This window comes from Alteromonas sp. NFXS44 (assembly GCF_040148705.1).
GTDB lineage: Bacteria > Pseudomonadota > Gammaproteobacteria > Enterobacterales > Alteromonadaceae > Alteromonas.
The window spans coordinates 577,832-590,097 of sequence record NZ_JAGDEA010000001.1 but is presented as its reverse complement, the minus strand read 5'-3'; the positions used below and the strand labels follow the sequence as shown (position 1 = coordinate 590,097).

General features: G+C 49.4%; 9 protein-coding genes and 1 pseudogene. 6 read left to right on the top strand and 4 right to left on the bottom strand.

Going from position 1 to position 12,266, the window contains the following annotated elements; translation table 11 throughout:
- Window positions 1-28 precede the first annotated feature (28 nt).
- Window positions 29-256: pseudogene (locus J3369_RS02555) on the bottom strand (Y-family DNA polymerase); the annotation flags it as partial.
- Window positions 244-660: a S24 family peptidase gene (locus tag J3369_RS02550; RefSeq protein WP_119499814.1), complete on the bottom strand. Its 417-nt coding sequence runs from the start codon at window positions 658-660 to the stop codon at window positions 244-246. The gene J3369_RS02550 and the pseudogene J3369_RS02555, both read right to left, overlap by 13 nt.
- A gap of 100 nt (window positions 661-760) precedes the next feature.
- On the opposite strand from J3369_RS02550, the gene J3369_RS02545 reads away from it, so the two are divergent.
- Window positions 761-1,054 carry a YebG family protein gene (locus tag J3369_RS02545; RefSeq protein ID WP_349583447.1) on the top strand — a complete coding sequence of 98 codons (294 nt, stop codon included), beginning with the start codon at window positions 761-763 and terminating at the stop codon, window positions 1,052-1,054.
- A gap of 7 nt (window positions 1,055-1,061) precedes the next feature.
- Here J3369_RS02545 and J3369_RS02540 read toward each other — a convergent pair whose 3' ends face one another.
- Both J3369_RS02540 and J3369_RS02535 read right to left on the bottom strand, forming a co-directional pair.
- Window positions 1,062-2,642 carry a methyl-accepting chemotaxis protein gene (locus J3369_RS02540; RefSeq protein ID WP_349583444.1) on the bottom strand — a complete coding sequence of 527 codons (1,581 nt, stop codon included), beginning with the start codon at window positions 2,640-2,642 and terminating at the stop codon, window positions 1,062-1,064.
- A gap of 171 nt (window positions 2,643-2,813) precedes the next feature.
- Window positions 2,814-3,839: a sensor histidine kinase gene (locus J3369_RS02535; RefSeq protein ID WP_349583441.1), complete on the bottom strand. Its 1,026-nt coding sequence runs from the start codon at window positions 3,837-3,839 to the stop codon at window positions 2,814-2,816.
- A gap of 713 nt (window positions 3,840-4,552) precedes the next feature.
- Here J3369_RS02535 and J3369_RS02530 point away from each other — a divergent pair.
- From J3369_RS02530 to J3369_RS02510, 5 genes are read left to right on the top strand one after another with little or no spacing between them, the layout of a single operon-like run.
- Window positions 4,553-5,212, top strand: a complete 660-nt coding sequence (locus J3369_RS02530) for a response regulator transcription factor (protein WP_349583438.1) — start codon at window positions 4,553-4,555, stop codon at window positions 5,210-5,212.
- The gene (locus tag J3369_RS02525) at window positions 5,212-6,711 is read left to right on the top strand and encodes an ATP-binding protein (RefSeq protein ID WP_349583713.1); all 1,500 of its coding nucleotides are present in this window, start codon (window positions 5,212-5,214) and stop codon (window positions 6,709-6,711) included. Before J3369_RS02530 ends, J3369_RS02525 begins: the two co-directional genes overlap by 1 nt.
- The gene (locus J3369_RS02520; RefSeq protein ID WP_349583436.1) at window positions 6,695-8,791 is read left to right on the top strand and encodes a TonB-dependent receptor; all 2,097 of its coding nucleotides are present in this window, start codon (window positions 6,695-6,697) and stop codon (window positions 8,789-8,791) included. Before J3369_RS02525 ends, J3369_RS02520 begins: the two co-directional genes overlap by 17 nt.
- A gap of 52 nt (window positions 8,792-8,843) precedes the next feature.
- Window positions 8,844-10,286, top strand: a complete 1,443-nt coding sequence (locus J3369_RS02515; protein ID WP_349583433.1) for a hypothetical protein — start codon at window positions 8,844-8,846, stop codon at window positions 10,284-10,286.
- Complete coding sequence (locus J3369_RS02510; RefSeq protein WP_349583430.1) at window positions 10,286-12,259, top strand: hypothetical protein; 1,974 nt, start codon at window positions 10,286-10,288, stop codon at window positions 12,257-12,259. The genes J3369_RS02515 and J3369_RS02510 overlap by 1 nt, the downstream gene beginning before the upstream one ends.
- The last annotated feature ends 7 nt before the right edge of the window (window positions 12,260-12,266 follow it).

The following is a 12,266-nucleotide window of genomic DNA, read 5'->3' as shown; positions in this document are numbered from 1 at the left end:
TGTGATGTCTAAATTATTTCCCTACTGTAAGTTCATAATTAGACGACCTGATCACTGCCCCTTTTTGTTCCAGCAGTTTCTGTACCTTGTAGTACGGGCCGAATTTCTTTACGCCGAGGGCTTTGGCCTTATCGCACAACGCACAAATGCAGCCGTCGTTGTTTGTCAGCACTACCACAGGTTTGTCACGGATGGCAGGGTCAAACACCTTTTCGGCGGACGCATAAAAGCCGTTGGCATCGACTAACGCAAACATTGTCTTAACTGCCTGGTATAGCGATGCATTCTGACAGAACGGACAACAATGCCTTCTTCTTCGAAGGTATCTCCCTCCCCCAACACGTAAGGTTGCTGATGTTTGCCGGGCGATACCAGAACCATAGCTTTGCGATCGAACAGCTTACACACAAACACACCATTCAAATTAGCCACCACTACATCCAGCGAAGTGGGTGCAGCAGCGCGGTCGACAATGAGTAAATCGCCATCGAATATGCCCACGCCGGTCATCGACTCTCCCTGTGCCTGGCCAATAAATGTAGCAGTAGGATGGTCGATAAGCAGCTCGTCGAGATCAAGCCCGAGCTGACGGTATTCGGCTGCCGGGGACTCGAAGCCGGTGATACCAGCCTGTGCAATAACCGGAATAATTCTCAACATAGTACAAAAAACAGTTGCCTCAGATACTGTTTATTTATACAGTAATTATGAATCAGGTTAAAATTAAATTTCATTTTACGTTCGACATCGGAGAACCATCATGGCTATTACAGTGCAATATGTTGTTTCGCATAAAGGGGCAGAAAAGTTGGTCACTACAGACAAGAAGGAAGCTGATCAGTATGACAAAATGCTGGATGCGGCAGACAATCTGGCTGCTTACATCGGTGCGAAAGGTATCAAGCTGGAAGACGACGTGATTGAGAATCTGTCTGTCATGCTGGCAAAGAATAAAGATGCCGTCGGCAAATTGCTCAAAGGCGCTTCTGCTGATGACGTCCTCGACGCCGAATCAGCAGAAGTGGTAAAGCTACAGGCAAACAGTAAAAACTGAAAGCGGGTTACACCACATTCCGCTTGTTGGTAAAGCGGGTGATAACCGAGTGTACTTCGTTAACGGTTTTACGCAGACGCTGGCTGGCATCTAAAGATGATTCAGATGCCCGCTGGGTATCTTTGGCACCATCGGCAATTTCTACGACCTGCTGATTGATGTGTTCTGCCACAGAACTTTGCTGCTCTACAGCGGAGGCCATTTCGAAGGTTTGATCTGCAATAACACTCACGGCCTGATTAATGTCTGCCAGTGTCTTGCGGGTATCTTCTACAATGGCCGTGCCCTGCTCAGCTGATGCCATACCGTCATTGGATACTCTGACAGCCCGTTCTGACCGCTCAGCCAGAACATGGATAATATTATGAATTTTATCTGTGGACTCTCTGGTTTTTGACGCCAGTGAACGCACTTCATCAGCAACTACAGCGAAGCCTCGTCCCTGCTCGCCGGCGCGTGCAGCTTCAATGGCGGCGTTCAGTGCCAGCAGGTTTGTCTGTTCAGCAATGGTTGATATTAAACTGGCAGCTTCACCAATATCATTCGTTGACTGCGCCAGTTCCTGCACGGTGACCGAAATAGAACTGACCGCTTCTTTAAGTGCCATGATGGCAGATAACGCTTCGTCCGCTTTCTGATTACCGGCTTCCACATTTTTAGAAGCAGAGCGTGCGCTGTCGGCATTCATATCAACCCGCTCTGATACACTTTGAATAGCCTGGGACATCTCGTTAACGGCTGAAGCAATGTTTTGCGTTGCCTCGTTTTGCTGCACTACAGCGGTACTGGTTATTTCGGCCTGTTGATGGGTGGTGTTGGCAATCGTATCCAACCCCCCGGCGGCATCCTGAATGCGGGCAAGGGCTGTGCGGCTTCGCGCAAGCTCACACCCCAGAACCAGTTTCGCACGTGACCGGTTACCGAAGTCGGCAAAATAGGTTTGCGATACCACCGGATTCGAATAGCTGTCCGGAGAAATATCAATAAGCGCCTGCCAGTCACCTTTAATTTTAGAGGCCATCCAGAAACTGCACAGCGCGAAACCTGCGGCAGCGAGAACAGCCGGCAACACACCCGCTGTGGCAAATAAGGCCGCTACGGTAATAAGCCCCATTACGATAAAAGGCAGGTAATTTTTCATGTAGTGAACGGCCAGTTCACCGGCTGACGTACTGGACTTACCTTCACGTAGCCGCTCGTAACGGTATTCTGCACGGGCAATTTCGTCCGGCAAGGCCGGCACACGTACTGATTCATAACCCGTGATCTGAGAATTTTCAAAAACCGGGGTCACGAACGCCGAAACCCAGTAATGATCTCCGTTCTTGCGCCGGTTTTTTACCAGTCCCATCCAGATATTCCCGGCAGACAAGGTATCCCACATTTCACGGAATACACCGGGCGGCATGTCAGGATGGCGCACAATATTATGGTTTTTTCCAATCAGTTCATCACGGCTGAAACCACTGACTTCAACGAACTCATCATTGCAGTGCGATATCACACCACGTTTATCGGTAGATGAAATGAGCCGGTAGTGCTGAGGAATGGTGTAAAGCTTCTGGGTAACCGGTTGATTATTTCGCATATAATTGACTCACATCCCTGCGTTCTCAGAAATTGGTTAAGGGTCACATTAACCTTAGCCTATATTTAGACTTTCGAGTAATTGACCTTAAAAAAAATACAGGGAACGAAGTTTACAGCCCGGAACAGGTTTTGAAAAGTCAGCATTTACTAATGTAAATACATAGAGTTATCACTGCAGAGGGAAATTGAGGGTCACAGTGGTTCCTGAACCTATATCGCTCTGAATATCTATCCAGCCATTATGAGATTCCATCAAAGCCTGTGCCACAGAAAGACCGAGACCTGTGCCGCTTCCGGGAGGACGGGTGGTAAAGAAAGGCGTAAAAATTAATGGCATGTGCTCAGGCTTTATTCCTTCACCATTGTCTTTTATAAACACTTTAACTGCGCCAGGCAGATCAGCAACAGCGATACTGATTGTGCCGCCGGATACACAGGCATCAATTGCGTTTTCAACTACTGCCTCAAGCACCTGCCTGATCTGTTTCCTGTTAACCAGTACCTGCGAGCGGGAATCCGACGCATCGAAATTAAGAGAAACATTTGCAGGAATCCGCTTGATGATATCCTCCAGACCAAACTCAAGAAGCTCATCTACATCTTCCCAGTTACGTTCCACGGTAACCGGAGAAGAAAAAATCTGCAGTGAGGAAACAATTTCAGCAATACGGTTAGCGCCTTCCAGAGATGATTTTTGCATGTCTGAAAGCATTTCTCTCACATCCCGCAGCAAGTATTTCAACTCCATGTCAGCGGGTAATGTGGCTGCACAGGTGCCGCCCTTATTTAACTCATCCTTAAGTTCATCCCAGGCATCGAACACATCTTTCAGCATATATTCCTGAATTTCACAGTTACTTTTAATAAAGCCGATGGGGTTATTAATTTCATGAGCAATACCCGCAGCAAGCTGACTAAGCAGTGTCATACGGTCCACCATGGCTATGCTGTCAGAGGAAGGCTTGGCTGATTGCTTAAATGTATCAGCCTCACTGTCAGGAAGTTGAGACAGCAACTGATGATATATAGCGCGGGTTTCGCTGAGAGCACGGCGCAGGTTTTGATTTGCCAGATAGGCATCGCGGGAGTAATTATTGAGCATGTCTTCAGCCGCCGTACGCGCCAGCTGCTCACGACTCAATTTTCTCTGCAACAATGCAATTTGCTGCTGCAACTTCTGAATATCTGAACTCACATTAATCTCCGGCAGCCGGACGCCAAATCCGCGCGTTCAACGGATTTCACAGTCTGCTCTGAAATCATATACAAACCCTGAACTAAAGCATAGCTCCGGGTTGTCCAAACTACCCGGCCTGAACCCCAAATTTATTCCAAAGTACACACCGGGAACACAATCAGCCGCGAAAACATTTGTCCTCCGGTTTGATCCGGGGATCGCTTTGATCATTTTTACCCGCAAATCAAGTCTTTTTTATGCACAAGGCTGTGGATAACTTTGTGCATTGTTTGTATACATGGCGTTGATGACTGAATTACCAGTCCCCTCCGGCGCCAACAGATTAAAGCCTTTGATACCAACGCAGCGCAGAAACCATACGGTGTCTATCAATTCGACAATAATAAATAGTCAACGCTTTTTTGATTGCTTTCCACCAATACCACAAAAGTTTGGCTTGTGGAAATAATCCTACTAATCCTGATCCACAAACAAGGAGATCCGGCAAATACAAGCCGTCCGGGAGGATCGCTCCCGACCCCGTATCCCCTATCCGCCACATCAAATATCACTATTGATAATTCCAAATTTCCAATATCCATGCGGCGTCGCAGACTAGTTATGGTTAACAAACTATTAACTTAACAACCGTCTTAATCCCAGCTTAATGGAATCCGGCGTAACGTTGCATTTAACACAAATGCAACAACGCCTGACAAGAGGAGCAACCAATGAGAATACTTCTTGTAGAAGATGAAGAACTGCTATGCAGCAGCCTTTCACGGGCGTTGTGTGAAGAGTGTTACGCCGTAGATACTGCCAGCGACGGAGACAGCGCCGTCTATCATGCCGAAAACTGGAGTTACGACGCAGTCATTCTGGACATTATGCTGCCCGGTTGCTCCGGCTGGAAAGTGCTGGAGCGAATCCGTCGCTTCAGTCATGTACCGGTAATTATGTTAACGGCACTGGACGGTCTGAAAGAACGAATTACGGGGCTGGACAGCGGAGCCGATGATTATATCACTAAACCCTTTGATTTATACGAACTGCTGGCAAGACTGCGGGCTGTAATACGGCGGTCACAGGGTCATTCATCACAAATCATAGAAATAAATGATGTTTGTCTGGATACACAGGCCAAACGCGTCACCCGTTCCGGTGAAGAAATTCACCTCACTGCCAGGGAATATGTGATTTTCGCGCACCTGGCCTGCCGTAAAGGTCACACCGTTACACGAACGGAACTCTATGAACACCTGTTCGACGAAAAAGACGACACGATTTCCAATCTGATTGACGTACATATCTCCAGTGTGCGCAAAAAACTGGGAGCTGAACTGATACGAACCCGCAGAGGACTGGGTTACTTCATCGGAGATGACTTGTGATGGGCCATTCTATCCGGTTTCGTCTTCAGCTATGGATGTCGTGCCTGTTTACCATCATTCTTCTGGTAGCGGGTATCAGTCTTTGCATTATTGATGATAAGGCGAGAATGAACAGCATAGACTCGTCTTTGACACATAAACTTGCCGCCGTTCACTTCGCAGCCAGAGACAGTCTTGAGTTCAACAAACCTAAAGCTGACTGGCAAGTGCCCCCGCATAAAACGGCAAAAGTTTATGATTCCAGAACCCAAAGCCTTAACGATCTGCTTCTTGGCCCCGGCAGCGAACAGTTTTCTGAAGGCTGGGTGAAAGAGAAAGCTTACTTCATTGTCTGGGATTCAAAAGGAAAGCGTCTGGTAGCGAGCCGGAATGTCCCCGCTACAGCATCATTGCCAGAAGTCACAGACAAAGGACCGGTTCTGTTCAGATGGCAGGAAAGCGAAAGAGAAGCGTATCAGGTAACGGCGTCTGATGACATCGTGCTGGTAGGTCAGTCGTCAGAGCCTGTGTATGCTGAACAGATAGCCTGGATCCAACAGTTAGCGATGTTAGGTACTGCATTGCTTGTCGCTGTTATCTGGGGTGTAAGACGCATTACGGATACGATTATTTCCCCGCTGGAATCCCTGGCTTGTCAGGCTTCCGCTATATCAGCGGATACCATCAGCCGCCATATCAGCGTAGATAACACGAAAGATGAAATAGGTAAGCTTGCCGGCGTACTTAACGAGACTTTCGCCAGACTGGACACTGCTTTTTGCAAGCAAAAGCAATTTGTTGCAGATGCGGCGCATGAACTGAGAACACCGCTGGCAGCGATACGCACCAGCATTCAAACATCGCTTTCCCGTCCGCGTTCCGCTGATGAGTACAGAATGACCCTGGAGGACATATCTACCAGAACAGATCGCCTGTGCATCCTGAGCGAGTCACTATTGTCTCTGGCACAACTGGAGGAGTCACTGGAACGCCGGCAGGAAACCCCGGCCCCGTGCGCCGCTACGGTTGACCTGTGTATTTTCCAGTTGCAGGAGCAGGCTGCACTCAAAGGCATGCAACTTATCAATGTGACTGCCGGCACCTTACTGGAAATTGATGCAATTCCTCTTCAGCAACTCTTTATCAACTTACTCAGTAACGCGGTTACTTACGGGGAACCTGATACTGACATCGTCATTCAGTCCTCTGCCTGCGCTTCATTGCCGGGTCAGCTCGTCATTGATGTCATTAATGCCGGGCCAACACTGTCCGCAGAAACCCTGCGCTGCATGTTTGATCGTTTCTACAGAGCCGACCCGGCCCGTGACACCACAAACAGTCACGCCGGTCTCGGACTGACAATCGTTAAGAAAATCGTTACTGAGTACAAAGGCGCTGTCAGCGTCCGCAGTCACGACAACATCACCACCTTTACCGTCACTTTGCCAGTGGCACAACAAAACACAGTAACTACCGCATCAAAGAACAACAAGGAACACACCCATGACGCACTTATTTAAGCCACCCTGCCTGACCTTAACGCTGCTTGCCTCAGCGATAACCTGTGCTTTTTCTCAGGCACATGCACAAACTTCCCCTGAAAATTCAGGCGAAATTGAAACCATCATTGTCACGTCGTCCAAAACCGTGAAGTCCATACAGGAAGTGCCCGCCAGTATGGCAGTCGTAGATGAAGAACAAATTTCACAGGCTGCGAGGGTCTCTGCCAGCGATATTCTGTCGAATGTGGCCGGTGTGGAAGTACAGGGCGCAGCGCGGGGTCAGGTGATCGCCATTCGCGGCCTGGGCTCAGACTTACCGCCGGGCGTAGGGGAAAGTTCGGTTTCTACCAATTATGACGAAGTGTACTCCATCCGTGCGGAAGCCGGCCTGCTGGGCTTTTACGACCTTGACCGTGTGGAGGTAATGCGCGGCCCCCAGGGAACATTGTATGGAAGAAATGCCACTGCAGGCGTCGTTAACTTTATTTCCAAAGATCCCACTCTGGATGAAGTAAAAGGTCATGTCACCGGGAGCCTGGGAAATTACAGCTTTAAACGGGCTGAAGGCGCCATCAATATCCCCCTGTCAGACACTCTGGCTGTCCGCGTTGCCGCAACAGGCGTTGGTCGCGATGGTTATTTATCTAACGGGCATGCGGATATGAGCGGCGATGGTCAACGTATCAAGCTGCTTTATCAACCCAATGATGACCTGCGTATTCTGGCAGGATACGACCGCATTCATCTGGGTGGTATGGGAAGTGGCGGTGTGGAAGACAGTAACTGGGACGCCGGACTTTACTTCACAACAGCCGATCCGGACATTGGTGACGGACAGGACTACACGGCAGACAAATACTACCTGAAAGCCGACTGGAAACTGGGAGCAGGAACACTCACTATTCTGCCATCCTATCAGGAGGCTTCGGGGACTAACGAGGGCTTTTTCGGCGGACGTGGTTCAAGTGGATATGACCCGAAAAATGTGGAACAGAATGCGCTGGAAATTCGTTACGCCAGCTTACCCGGCGCACCGGTTGAATGGGTATTTGGCTACTATCATTATGATTATGAGCAGTATACAGAAGCATTTGAACTGAACACGGACGGCTCTGTTGCTGACACCGCTGAGTTCAGCAATAACACCGGCGATTCTGATGCTATTTTTGCACAGGCAACATTCCCTTTAAGTGACGACTGGCGGCTGACCACCGGCGCCCGTTATACCAAAGACTCACGGAAGGCTCAGGGCACAGCTCCGCCGCCGGTAAACCTGTATACCGGCGTACGGGAAGATAACTTTTTCGACTGGAAGCTGGGTATCGAGCATAACGTGTCTGAAGATACGTTACTGTTTGCTCAGGCAGCTACCGGATTCAGGCCCGGCGGGGTAAATCCGTTTAACGGCGACACCATCGTGCCGGAGGATCTGCTGTCTTATGAAGCCGGCATAAAAACACGGCTTCTGGACAACAGATTACAGTTGAATTCCAGCCTGTTTTATTACGACTACGAAGACTTCCAGATCGTCGATTTCTTTATCACAGCCACCGGGCCGAATCTCGTTTTTTACAATGCTGATGCTACGAACTGGGGCGGGGAATTTGAATTGCTGGCGGCTCCGACAGAATACAGCACACTGAATCTGTCGCTGGCTTACCTTAATTCTGAAATTACCTCAGATCTCTGCCTGAATCCTTTCGGCTATGCCGGTGAAGCAGACGCGACCTGTGCAGCACTCAGTACCACAGCACTGAATTTCAACGGAGAACGTCTCCCCCACTCTCCTGAATGGACACTGAAAGGTGGCTATGAATTATTGCTGGAAGGCGAAGGAGGCTGGTATGTCGTCCCGCGCCTTGACATCAGATATGTATCAGAACAATACGTGGCTCCCAGCAATCAGCCTGCAGCATTGCAGGAGGGTTATCTCACCGGAGACTTCACTGTGACCTGGCATAGCGCAGACGACAACCTGTCTGTTTCTGCCTTCGTCAAAAACATCGCGGATGAAGCCATCAAGACCGCCTATTTCGTTGGTTATTCCATTCCGGGTGCACCAAGAGAATTCGGTATTACGGCGAATTACCGCTTCTGATTTCACTTTCCGGCCTGCCGGCGCGGGCCATCGTTTTCAACAAGGAATTATTATGCTCTTTTCTGAATCAGGATTTTCGCGAAGTTTAGCCGCTGCAGCACTCTCACTGGCGCTGGCGACCACGGCGTTCAACAGCACAGCTCAGGAAGCCATGCCCGGCCCGCCGCCTGCCATGCCTTCAATTAAAGATACGCAGTATCAGTCCATACTGCATATCGACAATGACCGTCTTACCGTTACCGGACGGATAAACAAAGGGAACGATACCTCGCTATCGCAAAGTACGGTTTCACATCTGTCCGTGTCGAATAGCGAAGCTGATGTGAACCCGGTACTGGTTACCGGAGTTAAATCGAATGTCACCATCCGCGATATGAACATTTCCTCAGATGGCGGTGGTAGTAATGACTTTCTGGCCAAAGGAGCTGGCTTACTCGCCGCAGAGGGAATCGTCTCAATATACGACTCAAGCATTGAAACCTCAGGCGTGATTTCCAGCGCACTGGTTTCCGCGGAACGGGCCACACTAAAAGCTTTCAACAGCCATTTTGTTTCCCATGGCGGCAAACTGCCTGATGATTATGTTCCTGTTATTGGTCCGGGCATGAAAGAGCCACCGGCACCGCTGGGTATAACGGGGACAGCCAGAACTCATCTCACAATGAGTAACGCCCGCAGTTATTTTTATAATTGCACGTTTGAGGCCGATGGCTGGGGTGCATTGTCCACCGATGCTTCCGGCGGAGAAGCTTATCTGGAAGTGAACGACAGTACCGTCAATGTAAATAACTCCGGATACGGTGCCTATGCGGATTTCGGAGCGAGAGTCGTTATCAATTCATCCGAACTTCACTCAGCCACCTATACGGGTGTTATTGCCGGTGCAGCAGAAATGCAACTTAACGCCTCAACATCTTCGTCGGGCGAAAATGTGATGATGATTCATTCGGTTATGGGCAACCCGATGGAGCAAGGCAAGCTGATCATAGAAGGCGGCAAACACGTCAGTCAGGGAACGGCACTTTTGATAAAAAGTGCCAATGCAGACATTACTCTCACCGGTACGGAAATCATCGCCGGTAACGGACGGCTGATACAGGCAAAAATTAACGATGACCCACACAGAACGCGAACCGCAGGCAAACCTGTCCCCGGCTCAGCGGTAACCATTTCTGCCAGCCAGCTTAGCGGAAATATCATCAATGAAGATTCAGAACGATCACTGGCAGTCAGCTTAAAGGCCGGCAGCAGCCTTCATGGCGCGATGCAAAATGTCACGCTTTCTGTCAATGAAGACAGCCTGTGGCATGCTACAGAAGACAGCACCGTTGTAATCACAGATCCCGCTGTGCTGGACAGAATAGCGCCGCAACCCGGTGTCAAAGTGATGGCCACCGTGCAGTCTGACTTACCGTCAGTTCCGCGCATTATCAGGAAAGAAAATAACAGCGAAATTATTGTCGCAGCTGCTACCTCAACGAAAGGAATCTTTTAATGCATTACACACTCAAAACGGCACTGACAGGTGCAGCCTTCTTCACGATGTCATGCATTGCACTTGAGCAAACTGCGGATTCACTCGTTCTCAAAGCCGGTGAAGTAAAGCCGGTGTTTCAAAATACCCGCTTAAGTACTCTGATTATCGCGCCGGGGGCGGAAATTATCAGACCGGGGAAAGCAGTTACGATGCTCGTTAACGGTGTTGAGACGGCAATGAAGCCCGGCACGTATAAAAATGTCGAACTCGTTATCACATCCCGCTTTCATCAAAGCCCCGCAGGCAAGACTGACCGGGGCGTTGATAACTTCCGCACCGCCCTTCTGATAAACGGTGACGGCATGGATACCAGCCGCTCGGTAACACAAGCAATCTCCGCTGGCAACTATGATGCAGAAGCAGCGTCTGGTCTGGTGATTGAATCTGACAGCGGTAATTTTAATGGCATCATGGCAGACGGTGATATTGAATACCATGTATCAAATGCCGTATTTAAATTCAGCTCAGACAGCAACGGTCTGGACAGCAGTGATTTCAGCGGATACGGAGCCGTATTCGCCGCTTACAATGGCGCGAAACTCACTGTCACAGATTCTGAAATTGAAGTAGGCGGCGTCGCCAGACTTGCTTTTTATGCCTTTGGCGGGGCAGATATTCTTATTGAGGACTCGGAGTTTTCAGTCGACGGTGGCAAGCTGTACGAAGACTATCCGAACAGTGCCGATTTTTCTGCTATGGTTGCGCCGCCCTGGGTACTGGGTATTACAGGCAGTGCCCGGGGTACCAATATGATGGGAAATAAAACAACCTTCACCATGGTAAGAACCCGGGCAGAAGCAGCAAACTGGGGAGTATTGTCTACCGACCTGGGCGCAGCAATGCTGCTGACCGTTGTAGACTCTTCGTTAACTCTAACCGGTGAGAAAACCCCGTTAAGCCCGCAGTACGGCAGCGGTTACGGTACATATATTCTCGGTTCAGAGCACTTCTACTATGGCGTCACGATTAATGCCGGTACCTATGCCGGCATTATCCGCGACGGTGATGCTTACTACGGAGCTTCAAATTTCAAAGAGCCGCTGGCCATTTACCCCAGAGAGCAAATTCCCACCGGCAAAACCGTGAAAGACTTCTTTGGTAATGACAAGCCCGTTTTTGACGTAAAGCCTTCTGAAACTGCAGTGTTTACTGACATAAAGGGTCAGGGTAAAACATCTACGATTTATTCTGATTTCGCCGGCTGGATGTCTCACGGAGACGGAAAGCTGGTGCTGGATGGCGGAACAAGGGTGAAAACAGGAAACGCTGTTTTTTTACTGAAAGACGGTAATGTGGATATTACAGTTAAAGGCGACAGTACGCTTGAACCGGCAAACGGCGTGCTGCTGCAGATGATAGATAATGACGATATGCTGGTTGGTCTGCAACAGGACTCTCAGATCGCAATCCACTTCAATACGGTATTCAATGAACCGGCAGGTTATCCGGGTATTGATTACGAAACAGCGGCTCCACCAACAGATAAACGACAGCAAGTTTCTCTGACACTGGAAGACACAAAGCTGACCGGTGATATATTCAATGCCACCGGATATGCCGGAGGTCAGCCCGGAGACCATCTGAACATAACGCTTAATAAGAATGCCAGTTTAACCGGCACGGTCAGTGCCACCAGCGCGATTCATGTTAATGAACACGGAAGCCAGAAAACACACATCCCCATGGAAGAATATTACTACCTTGGCAACGTTGCTAACCGGCAGCATTACAACGGCGTGAATGATATCAAAGTATCGCTGAAATCAGGTTCTGTATGGAAGGTAACATCGCCGGCACTGGTATCAGAGCTGCAAATAGAAAAAGGGGCTTCAATTCTGTCCGCTGGCGGTTCGCCTGCCAGCATTTCAGTGAATGGTAAGCCGTTGAGTCCGGAAGCCGGTCACTACACCGGTGTTATCACTATCCGGTAGACACTAA